Raw genomic sequence first — 15,534 nt, 5'->3', positions numbered from 1 at the left:
CAGTGCGGTTCCCGGCCGGGGAGCTGTTATTTAGAGGAAAATATATCCGCCAGCGGTCGATCAGGCTAATGCCCCTTTGTCCAGCCACCTGCCGCGTACCAGCCGCACAAGGAACAGCACACCGCGCATGGTCAGCTCAAAGCTCATGGCCATCCATACGCCCATCAGCCCAAAATGCGGAGCCAGCAGGGAAGCCAGCGTGAGCCGGATGCCCCACATGCTGACAAGGTTCAGCACAAAGCATCCCGTGCTGTCTCCGGCACCCTGCATGGCACCGCTGGCAACGATACTGGCACCGAACATCGGTTCGGCCAGTGCTTCAATGCGCAGCACCTGTGCGCCCAGCGCAATAACTGCCGCATCTGCGGTGAAAATACCCATCAGGTTTGGCGCAAAAATGTACATGCCAACACCGGTCAGCGCCATGATGCCTATGCCCATGCCGGTGCACAGCCAGGCAAAGTTTTTTGCCATATCCCGACGGTTTGCGCCCACGGCCTGCCCCACCAGTGCAAGGGATGCATCCTGAATGCCATAGCCTGCCATGTAGCACAGGCTTTCGGCGCTCACGCCCAGACTGTTGGCAGCAATGGCGGTGGTGCCAAGGCCGGATACGATGCGGATGAGCAGCACCTGCGCCGAGGAAAGAACTGCACGCTCTGCAGCCAGCGGTGCGCCTACCTTCCACAGGTTCTGCAGGCAGGCTTTGGTAATGTGCCAGGAGCCGGGCTTGTGGATGCACAGCGGGCCGTCCCGCAGCAGTAGGATGGCAAGGGTCAGCACACCGCTGATAGCGGTAGCAAGGGCGGTGCCCAGTGCTGCGCCCGGTACCCCCCAGCCAAGGCCCCAGACGGTCATTGTGCGGCCAAACACCACCATCTCACGGGTGGGATTGATGAGGCAGAAGTTAAAGATCACATCCAGCACGCAGGTCAGCACGCTGATAAGGCCCGGTGTCAGGGCATCGCCGGAGGAACGCAGCATGGAGGAGTAGGTTCCCATGATCATCAAAAAGGGCAGGGAAGCCGACCAGATGGCAAAGTAGGCCGAAGCATCCGCCTGCAGGGAAGGGTCGGCACCCAGCCATCCGGGCAGAAAGCGGCTGATGCCAATGCCGAAGGCCGCAGCTGCAAGGCCCACCACAAGGTTGAAGATCATAGATTGGCGCAATACACCGCGTGCATCGTCCTGCCGGTCTGCACCCAGATACTGTGCCACCTGAATGGCAAAGGACATATATAGACCGGCCAGCATTCCATGCATGAGCCACGTGCTGGAACTGACGATGCCAATGGATGCCGTAGCAGATGCACCGATATGCCCCACCATGGCTGCGTCGATGTACTCTACCGCAGTTACCACGATCTGCTGCAGGATGGATGGGATGCTCAGTGTGAGCACCACCTGCATGGTGTGCCGCAGCGGCACCTGTTCGCCCCGGCGCATCTGCGCCGAAAGCTGCTCAAGAGAGATGGACATGAGTTCTCCTTTTATAGAAACAAAAACTTTTTCGACAGACTGATATACTATTATAAGTGCGGTGCTGCAGAAAGTCAATCAAACGTGGATTTTTCTCCGGGAATGATTGATTTTTTATGGATAGCGTGATACACTTCTCTCACAAACATAAAAGAAAGAGGAACTTTGAATATGATCGAATCACTGCTTTCGGTCGTAGGACAGCGCGGTGTCGATGCTCTGGCATTCCTGCTGGCGTTTGCCCTTACGGCTTTGATGGACTCCGTTTTTCACGATAAGCTTCCGCACGACCATGGCCGCGAGTTTGCGGTGAACGGTGCGCTTTCCAAGGGTAAGGCCCGTGGTTCCGGCCTGATCTTCGTGCTGTGCATCGCACTGGTATCGCTGGCATTCCTGCCGTTCAAGGTGGAATACGTCATCTACACCATCCTGCTCATTGCATCCATGCTGTCCGGCTACTTTGATGATGCTGCTGAAACTGCATGGAACGAGTATAAAAAGGGTATCATTGATTTTGCCATTGCCATTGTTGCAGGTGTGACCTACCTCAACTTCAACGGCTGCGGTGTGAATTTCCTGCAGTGGAGTTTCACTCTGCCGTATGCTGTGTACCTGCTGCTGATCGTTATTCTGATCTGGACCAGCATCAATGTGGTCAACTGCACCGACGGCGTGGACGGCCTTTCGGCAAGTGTTGCAGTGGTGACCATCGGAACCTACCTGCTGGCCTATAAAACAGAGCTGGCCGAGTACGGCACCGCAGGCGTTGTGTTCATGGGCGCGCTGCTGGCCTATCTGTGGTCCAACGCAAAGCCGTCCAGCCTGCTGATGGGCGATGCCGGCAGCCGCGCAATGGGCTTCTTTATCGCAATGCTGTCCCTCAAATGCGGCCATCCGTTTGCCTTCCTGCTGGCAGCCATCGTGTTCATCGTGGATGGCAGTCTGGGCATCCTGAAGATCAGCCTGAAGCGCTTTTTGCACATTTCCATCCTCAAGAACACCCGCACCCCTTTGCACGACCACGCCCGCAAGAATAAGGGCTGGAGCGACGAGCAGGTGGTGGCCCGCTGGCTGATCATGCAGTGTGTGGCTTCGGCTTTGCTGCTGCTCATTGTCCGCGGCTAAAATATAGCAATCAAAAAAGACGCTTGGTCTTGTCTGAATATGTTTTCCCGGCAGGGAAGCATACAGCAGTGTATCAAGCGTCTTTTATTTTATAGTTCTATCATTCGTTACAGCCCGGCCTTTTTTGCTGCAGCCTGCACGACATGGCCCACCAGCACCGAGGTGGTCACAGTGCCCACACCGCCGGGTACCGGCGTGATGGCATCCACTACCGGCTCTGCTTCGCTGAACTTTACGTCACCGCACAGCTTGCCCTTTTCGTTCACATGGATGCCCACGTCTACCACGATCTGGCCCTCACGCAGGCAGTCGGCACCCACGGCACCCATCTTGCCCATGGCCACTACTACCACATCCGCTTCCTTGCAGATGGCGGGCAGGTTCTGCGTGCGGGAATTGCAGATGGTCACGGTGGCGTTCTCGCGGTCCAGCATCATGGCTGCGGGCTTGCCTACCACAAGGCTGCGGCCCACTACGACAGCGCGCCTGCCGGAAAGCGGAATGTTGTAATACTTCAGGATTTCAAGGCAGGCCTGCGCGGTGCAGGGAGCATAGCCGAGATCGGTATTAGTGAACACACCGGCCAGAGAATCGTCCGTGATGCCGTCAATGTCCTTTTCCGGAGCCAGCGCCGCACGCACAGTGCGGTCATTGAACTGCTTGGGCAGCGGACGGAACAGCAGGCATCCGTGGATGGTATCCTCTGCGTTCACCTCGGCGATCACCTTCAGCAGATCGTCCTGCGAAGCATCGGCGGGCAGAAGAAACTGCTTTACCTCCACACCCACCTTGCCGCAGCGGGCGATCACGCCGCGCTCGTAGGAGAGGTCGTCCTCCCGCTCACCCACACGCACCACGGCCAGCGTGGGAGTGATGCCTTTTGCCTTGAGCTGCTCACACAGCGCCGCATTGCGTTCGTTCATAGCGGCTACAACGGGTGCGCCCTTCAAAATCGTTGCCATAATATTTTTCCTCACTTATTCCGCAATTTGTTCGTCACGGATGCAAAAACAGCGTCTGCCCGCGACACAAATTCATCCAGCAGTTTGTCTGTTTTTGCGTCCAACGCAGCAGCGCGCTCACGGTCTGCCATCAGCTTTGTGTTGATGAACACATTCAGGCTTGCGGCCTGCAAGGCTGCCTTGCACAGAGCGGCTGCACAGCCTGCGTCCGAGACGGCCATCACGCTGCCTTTGGCGGCGTATTCTTCCACCAGAGCAATGCCCTCGGCGCACTTTTCCATAATCTCAAGTGGCACGGCACAGGCGGCATCCAGCGCCTTTTCCAGCACGGCGGCTTTGTGTGCAGCCTGCTCTGGTGTGTCCTTGGGCAGGCCGTAGGCCGCAGCCAGCGGCGCAAAGGCATCGGCATCGGCCTGCACCAGCACCTCCAGCTCTTTGCGCAGGGCATCGGCCTTTGTGTTCAGGGCCTGAATGTCTGCTTCCACGGCGGCATATTTCTTTTTGCCGGTGGTCAGGTTGCCCACCATATTGCCCAGCGCTACACCGGCAGCACCCACCAGCGCCGCCGTTCCGCCGCCGCCCGGCGTGGGGGCTTTGCTGGCCAGCTCTGCGAGAAATTTCTCACAGCTCAGCTTAGTCATTTCCATTTGTAAATACCCCTCTCTGTTACATAGGCATCCAGCCGCTGGTCGTGCTCGTCTACGGCAGCATGTTCCACCCGCTGTGCCTCAAATGCAATGCCGATCTTTACCGCGTTTTTGCAGCGGGGAAGATACCGGTCGTAATAGCCCTTGCCCATGCCGACCCGGAAGCAGTCTGCATCAAAAGCCGTGCAGGGTACAAGGACCAGATCCAGCGCTTCCGGCAGCAGAATCTCCGACCGGCTCAGGATGGGGGTGCGGATGCCGTACTGTCCCATCTCCCAGCCGTCCGGGCCGGGCACAGCGGCTGTAAGGGAATACGCCTCGCCGCACACCGGATAGGCCAGCGTTTTGCCCTGAGCTGCTGCTTCGGCGGCAAAGGCAGCAAGGTCGGCTTCAAAACCAAACGCTGCGTACAGCAGGATGGTCTGCGCATTCTGCACGGCAGCCAGCTGCCAGAGGAATGCGCACAAAGCGGCATTTGCAGCCTTGCGTTCTTCCGGGCCGAGAGCCTTGCGTGCGGCACGGCCCGCTTTGCGCTGGGACTGCTTTGCTTCACTGACCGTCACCAGAGAACACCTCGCTTCATCTGAAGGTTGACTGACTTGAAAAATATACAAAAACGACATTGCATTTTTATACAAGTATAATAAACACTTCAGATGAAAAAAGCAAGCCTTTTGTCAAAATGGAAGTTGAAGATTCTACAGCTTTCTGCTATGATAAAAGAAAGCAATTCGGTTCGTGCGCGGAGCAGGGTGGCTTGAAGAGATCCAGAGATCCGGGGCTTTCTCCGGAAATTGAGAGGGGTAGAATATTATGTACAATGAAATGATGGACACCATCGGTCTGGTCAATACCGTTGATCCGGAGTTGGCCGCAGCCATGGATCGCGAGCTGAACCGTCAGCGCCAGAACATTGAACTGATCGCCAGTGAGAACATCGTCTCTCCCGCCGTCATGGCCGCAATGGGCAGCATCCTGACCAACAAGTACGCCGAGGGCCTGCCCGGCAAGCGCTACTATGGCGGCTGTGTCTATGTGGACGAGGTGGAGAACATTGCCATCGAGCGTGCCTGCAAGCTGTTCGGCGCAAAATATGCCAATGTTCAGCCCCACTCCGGTGCACAGGCCAATCTGGCAGTTTATTTTGCTCTGCTGGATCTGGGCGATACTGTCATGGGCATGGACCTGTCTCAGGGCGGCCATCTGACCCACGGTTCTCCGGTGAACATGTCCGGCAAGAACTATAACTTTGTCTCTTACGGTGTCAATGCCGACGGCGTGATCGACTATGCTGAGCTGGAAAAGCAGGTTAAGAAGGTGCGCCCCAAGCTGATCGTGGCCGGTGCGTCTGCATATCCCCGTGCCATCGATTTTGAGAAGATCGCTGAGATCGCCCACGGCTATGGTGCATATCTGATGGTGGATATGGCCCACATTGCCGGTCTGGTGGCAGGCGGCTATCACCAGAGCCCTGTGCCGTATGCTGATGTTGTTACCACCACCACCCACAAGACCCTGCGCGGCCCCCGCGGCGGTCTGATCCTGACCAACAATCCCATTCTTGCAAAGCGCATCAATTCTGCCGTGTTCCCCGGCACCCAGGGCGGCCCGCTGGAGCATGTGATCGCCGCAAAAGCTGTCTGCTTTGGTGAAGCACTGAAGCCGGAGTTCAAGGAATATGCCCGCAAGATCGTGGAGAATGCACAAGCTCTGGCAGTAGAGCTGCAGGCACGCGGTGTCAAGCTGGTGTCCGGCGGTACGGATAACCACCTCATGCTGATCGACCTGCGTGACGAGGAGTGCACCGGCAAGGAGCTGGAAGCACGTCTGGACAGCGTGCACATCACCGCCAATAAGAACACTGTCCCCGGCGAGACTCGCAGCCCGTTCGTGACTTCTGGCGTGCGTCTGGGCACCCCGGCTGTTACCACCCGCGGCATGGGCGTGGCCGAGATGAAGGTGATCGCCGACTGCATCGCCGATTGCATCTGGCACTACGACGAGAAGAAGGACGAGATCAGTGACCGTGTGCTGAAGCTGACCCGGGATTTCCCTCTGTATCAGTAAATATCGCATTGTTTGAAAGAGGAAGCGCCTTCGGGTGCTTCCTCTTCCTTTTTTGCTGGGTTTGTGTTACCATAAACGCAAAGACAAAAGGAGAAATGACCATGAAGCGTACAGGGCTGTTACATCTATATTACGGTGATGGCAAGGGCAAGACCACCGCTGCCATGGGCCTTGCTTTGCGGGCCATGGGCAGCGGAAAGCGGGTGGTGATCCTGCAGTTCCTCAAAGGCGGCAAAAGCGGCGAGGTGCCGCTGCTGGAACAGCTGGGTGCAAAGGTGTACCGCGGCAAGGCGGGGCAGAAATTCGTGTTCCAGATGAACGAAGCGGAAAAGGAAGCCACCCGCCAGCTGCAGAATGCGAACCTCACAGCTGCCATGGCCGACCCTGCCGACCTGCTGATTTTGGACGAAGCAGGCAGCGCATGGGAACTGGATATGGTGGATAAAGCCCTGTTGCAAAAGGCTGTGCTGGAACGCCCGGCAGAGCAGGAATGCGTGCTTACTGCCCATGCTGCGCCGCAGTGGATGCTGGATGCCGCCGACTATGCCACCGAGATGAAGTGCCACCGCCACCCTTACCAGAGGGGAATTTCCGCCCGGCAGGGCATTGAATACTGACCACGGCAGCAGGATACCGGGTGCATGAGTGAAAAGCGCAAAAACCGGGATGGGGTATTTTTCATCTTGCATTTAGCCCACTGGTGTGATATGATGAAGACAAGAAATCATGCGTGCATTTTCTGAGCAGACCCACCACAGAACAGGGAACCGCTCCGCACCGCTGCCGGGCAGTTCCCGACGGCGTTTTGTTTGAAACTACGGTTAGCGTTTCCTAACAGATTCCGCGTCAACGGGCCGATGCGCGCAGAAGATCTGGAGGGGAATAAAATGATTGAAACGATCGTAAAAGTAGATGGTATGATGTGCGGCATGTGCGAGAGCCATGTCAACGAAGCCGTGCGCAAGGCCTTCCCGGAGGTAAAAAAGGTGTCGTCCTCGCAGGCAAAAGCCCAGACGGTGATCCACTCGGAACAGCCGCTGGACGAGCAGAAGCTGCTGGATGCCATCAATGCAACCGGCTATGAGGTCAGGGGCGTAAGCAGTGCACCTTACGAGAAAAAAGGCTTTTTCTCGTTTTTGAAAAAGTAAGCAAACCTTAACACACATAAGGGAGGCGTATCTGGATGAGGATTCTGGTTTACGGTGCGGGCGTTTTGGGCTGCGAGCTGGCCCATGTGCTGATGCAGAACAAAAAGAACGTTGTCACGCTGCTTGCACGCGGAGAGTGGAAGGAAATGATCGACCAGAAGGGTTTGGTCATTCGCCACTGGGTGCAGCGCAAGACCACAACGGAACGGATCAAAACCGTGGACACTCTTGCCCCGGATGATTATTATGATCTCGTCTTTGTGGTCGTGCAGGCGGGCCAGCTGCCGGATGTGCTTCCTGTGCTCAAGGCCAACAAGAGCCAGTATTTTGTGTTTGTGGGCAACAACCCGCAGGCAAAGCAGGTGCTGGAATTCATGCAGCGCCCGGCGGATAAGATCGCATTCGGCTTTCAGGGCACGGCAGGCCGCCGTGAACACGACCATGTGGTCAGTGTGTACGCCAGTGCTGGCATGACGGTGGGCGGTGCCACAACTCCGCTTTCTGGCACCTTCCGAACCCGGCTCAAGACCGCCTTTGACGGTGCAAAATACAAGCTGACCTTCTATGGCGATATGGATGAATGGCTCAAGTGCCACATTGCATTCGTTCTGCCGGCGTGCTATGTGTGCTATGCCTGCAACGGCGATCTGCACCGGGCCACCAAGCAGCAGCGCGGCGCCATTCTGGATGCCGCCTATGAAGCCTGCCTGATGCTCAAGGATGCGGGCATCCCGGTGAACGATGCCAACAACACCGATAATTTCCAGCCCGGCACATCGGCCCGCCGTAAGATGGAAGCGATGGTGTTTACCATGACAAAAACATCGCTGGGCAGATTGTGCGTTTCGGATCACGCCATGCACGCAGTGTCCGAAATGAAGTATCTGGACGAAGCGTTCGATGCTCTGCGCAGGCAGACCGGCACGGCAATGCCCATGTGGGAAAAGCTGCGCAATGAAATGCCCTCGTGGGATAGCCTGCAGAACCGGAAAGCAGCAAAATAAAACAAAAAAGAATCAAAGGCACTGCCGCTCCTGTTTTGGGTGCGGCAGTGCCTTTTTGTTTGGGTCTCATTTATTCCAGAAGTCCTGCAGGGCAGCGGCCAGTTCTTCGCAGCTGCGCAGATAGCGGATATGCCGCCAGTGAGGAGGGAACAGCCGGATGTATTCCTGCTGGGCAAACCGGTCGTCCAGCAAAAGCACCGCACCTCTGTCTTCCGGCGTGCGGATCACGCGCCCTGCGGCCTGCAGTACCTTGTTCATGCCGGGATAGCGGTAGGCATAATCAAATCCAAAGCCGTTCTGTGCGTCATAATAACGGCGCAGCATTTCCTGCTGCGGATTTACCTGCGGCAGGCCCACACCCACAATGGCGCACCCGATCAGGCGGCTGCCTGCAAGATCAACTCCCTCACCAAAGATGCCGCCCATCACGCCAAAACCCAGAAGCGTTTCGGCCGGGTCCGGCACAAACTGAGCCAGAAATTCAGCCCGAGCGGCATCATCCAGACGGCTTTCCTGCACAAGGGTGCGAATGCCCGGGTAACGTGCTGCAAAATCTTCGTGTACCTGCCGCAGATATGCGTAGCTTGGGAAAAAGGCAAAGTAGTTTCCCGTTCTGGCCTGCACCAGCCGGGCCAGTGCATCTGAAACTGCCTGCACGCTGGCTTCGCGGTCGCGGTAGCGGGTAGAGATATTCGGCAGGCAATACAGCCCCAGATTTTCAGCCGGGAAGGGACTGTCCAGTGCGACGGCACGTGCATCGCTGCAGCCCAGAACACTGCGGTAGAACGAGGGCGGAGCCAGTGTTGCACTGAACAGCGCTGCGCTGCGCCCTGCGGCAAGGCTGGCATCCACAAAAGGTGCCGGGTCCAGACACAGCAGCTGCAATTCAAGCTCTCTGCCGCGCGCGGTAAGCTGAGTGACAAAGTGGCTGTCGTATCGTTCGGCAGCACGGGCGATGTCCTGTACAGCAAAATAAAGCTCCAGCAACTGTGCATGTACTTCGGCATCCGGGTTCGCTTCCAGCCAATCCTGCAAAGGTGCCTGTACGGCCCGCAGCGGACTGAGCAGGGCAGAGGGCGGCTCCTGCAAAAATACAGTACTGTCCTGTGCATACAGCGGTTCGGGCAGTTCCAGTGCGGGGGCAGTGTTTTCAGGCAAAAGACTGGTCTGTGCCGGGTCTGCGGCATCGGTCTGGCTGCTGTGCCGGGGTGCAAGCTGTATGCAGGCTTTCCGGGCTTCCAGCAGGGCTTTGTCTGCTTTGGTCAGAGCGGTCTTTAAAGCACTTTTGCCCTTGCCCAATGCGCGTTTTGCCTCGGTCAGGCTGCTTTTACAAAAGCGTGCAGAATACATTGCTCTGGCTCTGTCGGGCAGATTATGTGCTTCATCGACCAAAAACAACCATTCGCCGGAAGAATCAAAGAACCGCTTCAGGTGCACCACCGGATCGAACAGGTAATTGTAATCCCCAATGACCACATCGCACCACTCGCTCAGGTCTAGCCCCAGTTCAAAGGGACACACCGAAAAACGCTTTGCCGCCCCGGCCAGCGCTGCGCGGTCAAAGCTGCCGGTACCGTCCAGCAGAGCTGTCAGTGCATCCTTGATGCGGTCGTAGTAGCCGTTGGCGTAGGGACAAAGCTCCGGCAGGCAGGCGGGATGTCCCTCTGCGTCCGGATGCAGGCAGACCTTTTCCTTGGCGGTCAGCGTCACACTGCGCAGGGCAAGCTCTGGCTGGGCCGTATGCAGCCGGGTCAAGGCATCCTCGGCGGCAGTCTGGGTCGTGTTGCGGGCCGTGAGATAGAACAGCTTTTCTCCGTTGCCTTCGCCCATGGCTTTCAGCGCGGGGAAAAGCGCGCTCATGGTCTTGCCAATGCCGGTAGGAGCCTGACAGAACAGCCGCGTACCGCCCTTGCAGTCGGCGGTCTTGCCAGCGCGGCAGGCGCGGTAGATCTCGCCCGCCATAGCCCGCTGTCCGGGCCGGTACTGCGCAAACGGGAACTGCAGTGCCGCAAGGCTCTGAGTACGCTTTACATCCCACTCTATCCGGCGCTGCGCCCACGGAGCATACTGACACAATAATTTGTCAAGAAATTCATCCAGCTCCTGCTGCGTAAAGCGGCGGATAAAGCGAATGATCTGATCGGTGTCTATCTGATAATAAGTCAGCCGGACGTTCAGTTCCGGCAGGCTTTGCTGTGCGGCATAAATGGCACCGTACACCATGCCCTGTGCCCAGTGGCAGGGGTTCATATCCTCAGTGATCTCTTCCGGCGGCACAGCGGTGGTCTTGATCTCGTCAATGACTACCGTGCCAGTCTCATCGGTAAAAATGCCGTCAGCCCGGCCCTCAAGGGTAAAAGTGATGCCCTCTGCCTGCCGCTCTACGGAGAGAAATACCTCAGCCTGATAGCCGTCTCCGGCAGCTTTTTGCAATTTGCGGTGGATGTGGGCACCTTCCAGTGCACGGTCAAACCCCGTAAACCGGCTGTCAATGCTGCCGGTCCGCAGCAGAAATTCCACCAGCTGCCGGATGGGCAGATGAACCGTTGCCAAAGCATTTCACCTCCGCTTTTGGGATACACTGACGAACCGGTAATTTCTCTTCAGACACGATTCGGGCCATTCCATCGCCCGCCCTATTGCCTCACGGCAACAGGGTCCCACCTCAGCGGACGGTCTTCAGAGAAACTCCCGGTTCGTCGACGTAAACTGATTATTTCAGGCCGAACATCTCCATGCATTCTGCTGCCGCTTCATCCACTTTGCCAAAATCCACCGCTGCACGGTAATAGGTCTCCAACTCATCGTGGCAACTCTTGGCCTGTGCCATCAGGGCACTGGCCTGTTCCAGCAGTTCGGCGGCAGCACGCTCGTTAAAGCGCAGCCGTGCCCGGTACGCTGCCAGATTTTCCCTGTCAAGGAAGCGGGTGCACCGCACAGCCTGCACACTGGGCAGATGCACCGGATGCCAGCGATTATCCGTCAGGAAGGCAAGCTTCAGCTCCGGGATCAGGATATGGTCGATCTTATCCTCCGGGTGCATGGCGCATGGACAGGTAATAATGTGGTAGCCCCGCGTCAGGGCTTCGGCGCGGATCAGCTCCAGCAGCAGGCGGGACACCGCGCCGTAATCATCCCGGAACACGATAAACTTATCCGCCAATGCCTGTGCAGTGCCCTGATAAAACATTTCACCCTTGGGGGTGACGGCGGAAAGCAGGCGCAGCTCTTCGCTGCCAATGCCTTCCGTGCGCGGCATCACCCGGGTGCACAGCCGTTTGACATAACGGCGCACCTTGTCAAAATTGGCGCTGCAGGCTTCGGCGCGGCGGCTGTCCAGCAAAAGGCTGCCTGCCGATGCAATATATCGTGCAGCGCGGCTGCGCAGCAGGGCGTTGCGGGCAAACAGCGCCTTGACCTCATCGGTGCACTGGTGCAGCTTTTCTGCATCGATGGTGTGGTACAAACTCACCACCACTTCGTCTGCACCGGGAGCATCCGGCTCCACCACATGGGGTGCAGTGGCATCCACGATAGCCCTGTGCTGCCCGGGCAGAATCACGCCGTCCAGACTGTCCGGGTCGCTGGCACAGTGGATGCGCTGCGTCAGTTCGCCGCGCTGTTCGGCAGCACGGGCAAGCCGCTTCATCAGGGTGGATTTGCCGCAGCCCGGCCCGCTTTTGATCAGGTACATCTGCATACCGGGTTCGTGGCGCAGCGGTTCAAAATAGCCCTTGAAACCGGCAGGCGTTGTGGCACCCAGAAAGAAATCAATGGAATCATGTCGTGCAGTTTCCATAATCGAACACCTCTCTTTTTGTTTTAGAGTATGCAAAAGGAAGGTGTTTGGTTCTTGCAACGGGAATGATTCAGTCTTTATGATAGGTATGTTTGCATACCGTTTCAATGTTGTCCCGCAGGGCAGTAAAATCAGCAAAGGCTGCAGGCTTGTTCTGCGGGCTGCGCAGCAGAGCGGCAGGGTGGAAGGTTCCCATGAACAGGATGCCGCCCTTTTCGTACAGCTGGCCATGCTCCTTGGTCACGGAGAAATCCTTTCGGATCATCCGCTGGGCGGCAATGCGGCCAAGGCAGACCACGATCTTTGGCTTCAGCAGGCGGAACTGCTCCCGCAGCCAGGGCATACAGGCTTCGCTCTCAGCAGGCTGGGGGTCACGGTTCTGCGGCGGGCGGCACTTGACGATGTTTGCAATATAGCAGTTCTTCGTGCGGTCAAGGTCGATGGCAAACAGATATTTGTCCAGCAGCTGGCCGCTGCGCCCCACAAAGGGCAGACCCTGCTCATCCTCATTCTGGCCGGGGCCTTCGCCCACAAACAGAACTTCGGCATCTTCCACACCCTGACCGAACACCACATTGGTGCGGGTCTTGCACAGCTCGCAGCGGGTGCAGGCAAGACAGCTTGATCTTAATGTTTCCCAATCCATGGCGGCTTGATCTCCTCTTGAAACGGTATGATACTTAATTCACAAATCGGAACAGCTTTTCTCCTAAAATAATAGTACAAAATCTAGGATGGTACGATGCATTGCATGAAATGACGAATCCACTCAATGCCTCTTTTAGTATACGACTTTTCGGCAACATCATCAATACAGTGGCCGACAATCTTTTTAATGACATGCTCATCCACACCGGCTTTCTTTGCCGTGGTGACGAACGGAACACGACCATCATGAGGACGATGCCGGGGGGCAAAGGCCTAAAGCATTCACGACGAATGCGTTGCCCTTTCTGTGTGTGTTTAGGCTGGCGACTTAACGATACCACAGGACGATTCACTCGTCATGGATGTGGAGAAATCACACGATAATACGTTGCTTTATCAAAAGAATAAACAAAGAGTATCTCCATGCGTTGATTTTAAATCAATCTGCAGCGATGATTGAAAACGATTACACGTGCAGATTTCAAAGCACTTATACAAATTGTATCCGCTTTCTCTTTGCAGAGCGCGGCTGGATGTGTTATAATCAAAATAGTTTTCTGCGATGCATTTTCAGGCGGTAGTGCCGGACGGCAGCGCGGGAGAAACCGGATAGCGGGAGAGTGGAACTTTTGGAGTTGGAACAGGCAAAAAAGCGCGTGGAAGAATTGCGCGCTGTGATTGAGAAAAACAATCGGCTTTACTATGACCAGGATGCCCCGGAGCTTGAAGATTTTGAGTATGATGCTCTGACCCGGGAACTGAAAGAATTGGAAGCGCAGTTTCCGCAGCTGGTCACGGCATCATCGCCTACCCAGAAGGTAGGCGGCACGGCCAGCAGCAAGCTGCCCAAGGTGACCCATGCGGTAAAAATGGAAAGCCTGCTGGATGCATTTTCGTATGATGAGCTGCGGGATTTTGACCGCCGCGTGCGGGAAGCCGGCATAGAGCCGGAGTATGTGGTGGAGATCAAGATCGATGGCCTTTCCTGCAGTCTGGAATACGAAAACGGTGAGCTGGTTCGTGCCTCTACCCGCGGCGATGGCGTGGTGGGCGAGGATGTGACCGCCAATGTCCGCGCCATTCGCAGCATTCCCAAAAAGTTGAAGGATGCACCCGAATTTCTGGAAGTGCGCGGTGAGGTATATATGCCGCATGGCGCGTTCCAGAAGCTGTGTGCAGAGCAGGAGCTGCAGGGCGCGGCACCCTTTAAGAATCCGCGCAATGCGGCTGCCGGTTCGCTGCGCCAGAAGGATGCAAAGATCACCGGAAGCCGGGGCCTTTCTATCTTTGTTTTCAATGTGCAGCAGATCCGCGGCAAAACGCTTACCAAACATGCCGAAAGCCTGGATTACCTCAAGAGCCTTGGCCTGCCGGTCTCGCCGCGCTATCATATCGTGCATGACATTGAGCAGGCCATTGCTGAGATCGAGCAGATCGGCCAGAACCGTGCCAAACTGGATTTTGATATGGATGGTGCAGTGATCAAGGTGAACGATTTTGCACAGCGCGATTTGATGGGTTCCACCAACAAATTCCCACGCTGGGCAATTGCGTTTAAGTATCCGCCAGAGGTAAAGGAGACAACGCTGCGCAGCATTGAGGTCGCAGTTGGCCGCACCGGTGTTCTTACCCCGACGGCCTGCTTTGACCCTGTCTTTCTGGCGGGTACTACCGTTGCCCGCGCGACCCTGCACAATGAGGATTTTATCCATCAGTTCGGCCTTTGCATCGGCGATACCATTCAGGTGCGCAAGGCGGGTGATATCATCCCGGAAGTGATCGGTGTTACCCATCACGCAGAGGATGCACAGCCCTATGAGATGCCCACGGTCTGCCCCTCCTGCGGTGCACCAGTCGTTCATCTGGAGGATGAAGCAGCTCTGCGCTGTGTTAACCCCGAGTGCCCGGCACAGGCACTGCGCAATATCATCCATTTTGCTTCCCGCGATGCAATGGATATCGAGGGCCTTGGCACAGCAGTTGCCACCCAGCTGGTGGAGAAGGACATGGTGCACTCCGCAGCGGATATCTACACGCTGACACGGGAACAGCTGCTGACGCTGGATAAGTTCAAGGAAAAGAGCGCCGATAACCTGCTGAACGCCATCGAGGCTTCCAAGCAGAACAATCTGGATAAGCTCCTGTTCGGCTTTGGCATCCGCAACATTGGCGATAAAGCTGCAGCCCTGCTGGCAGAGCATTTCGGTACGCTGCAGGCTGTCCGGGAAGCAAGTGCAGAGCAGATCAGCGAGATCGATGGGTTTGGCGGCGTAATGGCGCAGAGCGTCGTAGAATTCTTTGCAAAAGAGGGAACGACCGACCTTGTCCATCGTCTGGCCGATGCCGGATTGAATATGCAGTGGAAGGGCGAACCGAAGGGTGATAAGCTGGCAGGAAAAACGCTGGTGGTCACCGGCACGCTGGAAACTCTTTCCCGCAATGAGGCGGAAGCACTGATCGTGAAAAACGGTGGTAAGGCCAGCGGTTCTGTTTCAAAGAAAACGGCCTATGTCGTGGCAGGCACGGCAGCAGGCTCCAAACTGACCAAGGCGCAGGCGCTTGGCATCCCGGTACTGACCGAGGCAGAATTTCTGGCAATGATCAGCGACGAAAACACCTGATAAAACCGCTCCAATGGATATCCCCGCAGTTTTG

At 56.6% G+C, this 15,534-nt stretch carries 13 protein-coding genes; 6 read left to right on the top strand and 7 right to left on the bottom strand.

The genetic code is table 11. The features are described 5' to 3' along the window. Positions 1 to 60: 60 nt before the first annotated feature. On the bottom strand, positions 61 to 1,479 hold the full coding sequence (locus tag GKG36_RS06820) for an MATE family efflux transporter (protein WP_154259872.1): 1,419 nt from the start codon (positions 1,477 to 1,479) through the stop codon (positions 61 to 63). Positions 1,480 to 1,650: 171 nt separating this feature from the next. On the opposite strand from GKG36_RS06820, the gene GKG36_RS06815 reads away from it, so the two are divergent. After that, positions 1,651 to 2,604: a phospho-N-acetylmuramoyl-pentapeptide-transferase gene (locus GKG36_RS06815; RefSeq protein WP_005941994.1), complete on the top strand. Its 954-nt coding sequence runs from the start codon at positions 1,651 to 1,653 to the stop codon at positions 2,602 to 2,604. Between the two features lie 107 nt (positions 2,605 to 2,711). Here the strand turns inward: GKG36_RS06815 and GKG36_RS06810 are convergent, their stop codons facing one another. The 3 genes from GKG36_RS06810 to GKG36_RS06800 are packed head-to-tail and all read right to left on the bottom strand — an operon-like array spanning position 2,712 to position 4,776. Beyond that, the gene (locus GKG36_RS06810) at positions 2,712 to 3,566 is read right to left on the bottom strand and encodes a tetrahydrofolate dehydrogenase/cyclohydrolase catalytic domain-containing protein (RefSeq protein ID WP_154259871.1); all 855 of its coding nucleotides are present in this window, start codon (positions 3,564 to 3,566) and stop codon (positions 2,712 to 2,714) included. An 11-nt stretch (positions 3,567 to 3,577) separates the two neighbouring features. Continuing rightward, a complete protein-coding gene (locus GKG36_RS06805; protein WP_154259869.1) occupies positions 3,578 to 4,213 on the bottom strand; it encodes a cyclodeaminase/cyclohydrolase family protein in 636 nt (211 codons plus the stop codon). Next, entirely contained in the window at positions 4,204 to 4,776 is a 573-nt protein-coding gene (locus GKG36_RS06800) for a 5-formyltetrahydrofolate cyclo-ligase (protein WP_173012911.1), read from the bottom strand. Before GKG36_RS06800 ends, GKG36_RS06805 begins: the two co-directional genes overlap by 10 nt. Before the next feature lie 250 nt (positions 4,777 to 5,026). On the opposite strand from GKG36_RS06800, the gene glyA reads away from it, so the two are divergent. From glyA to GKG36_RS06780, 4 genes are all read left to right on the top strand, one after another. Continuing rightward, complete coding sequence (gene glyA / locus GKG36_RS06795; RefSeq protein ID WP_154259866.1) at positions 5,027 to 6,280, top strand: serine hydroxymethyltransferase; 1,254 nt, start codon at positions 5,027 to 5,029, stop codon at positions 6,278 to 6,280. 101 nt (positions 6,281 to 6,381) lie between these two features. Further along, entirely contained in the window at positions 6,382 to 6,897 is a 516-nt protein-coding gene (locus GKG36_RS06790; RefSeq protein WP_097775481.1) for a cob(I)yrinic acid a,c-diamide adenosyltransferase, read from the top strand. Between the two features lie 270 nt (positions 6,898 to 7,167). Continuing rightward, positions 7,168 to 7,428 carry a cation transporter gene (locus GKG36_RS06785; RefSeq protein WP_154259864.1) on the top strand — a complete coding sequence of 87 codons (261 nt, stop codon included), beginning with the start codon at positions 7,168 to 7,170 and terminating at the stop codon, positions 7,426 to 7,428. A gap of 35 nt (positions 7,429 to 7,463) precedes the next feature. After that, positions 7,464 to 8,432, top strand: a complete 969-nt coding sequence (locus tag GKG36_RS06780) for a 2-dehydropantoate 2-reductase N-terminal domain-containing protein (protein ID WP_154259862.1) — start codon at positions 7,464 to 7,466, stop codon at positions 8,430 to 8,432. Positions 8,433 to 8,498: 66 nt separating this feature from the next. Here the strand turns inward: GKG36_RS06780 and GKG36_RS06775 are convergent, their stop codons facing one another. From GKG36_RS06775 to GKG36_RS06765, 3 genes are all read right to left on the bottom strand, one after another. Continuing rightward, positions 8,499 to 10,985, bottom strand: a complete 2,487-nt coding sequence (locus tag GKG36_RS06775; RefSeq protein WP_154259861.1) for an ATP-dependent DNA helicase — start codon at positions 10,983 to 10,985, stop codon at positions 8,499 to 8,501. A gap of 160 nt (positions 10,986 to 11,145) precedes the next feature. After that, positions 11,146 to 12,231 carry a hypothetical protein gene (locus GKG36_RS06770; protein ID WP_097781765.1) on the bottom strand — a complete coding sequence of 362 codons (1,086 nt, stop codon included), beginning with the start codon at positions 12,229 to 12,231 and terminating at the stop codon, positions 11,146 to 11,148. A 70-nt stretch (positions 12,232 to 12,301) separates the two neighbouring features. After that, positions 12,302 to 12,877, bottom strand: coding sequence for a uracil-DNA glycosylase (locus GKG36_RS06765; protein WP_005942018.1), 576 nt, complete (start codon positions 12,875 to 12,877; stop codon positions 12,302 to 12,304). 622 nt (positions 12,878 to 13,499) lie between these two features. Here GKG36_RS06765 and ligA point away from each other — a divergent pair. After that, on the top strand, positions 13,500 to 15,500 hold the full coding sequence (gene ligA / locus GKG36_RS06760) for an NAD-dependent DNA ligase LigA (protein WP_173012910.1): 2,001 nt from the start codon (positions 13,500 to 13,502) through the stop codon (positions 15,498 to 15,500). Positions 15,501 to 15,534: the final 34 nt, after the last annotated feature.

The sequence above is a fragment of the Faecalibacterium sp. BIOML-A1 genome, from assembly GCF_009679715.1.
GTDB classification, from domain to species: domain Bacteria; phylum Bacillota; class Clostridia; order Oscillospirales; family Ruminococcaceae; genus Faecalibacterium; species Faecalibacterium taiwanense.
The sequence above is the reverse complement of the archived record's forward strand: the minus strand, read 5'-3'. Positions and strand labels throughout refer to the sequence as shown.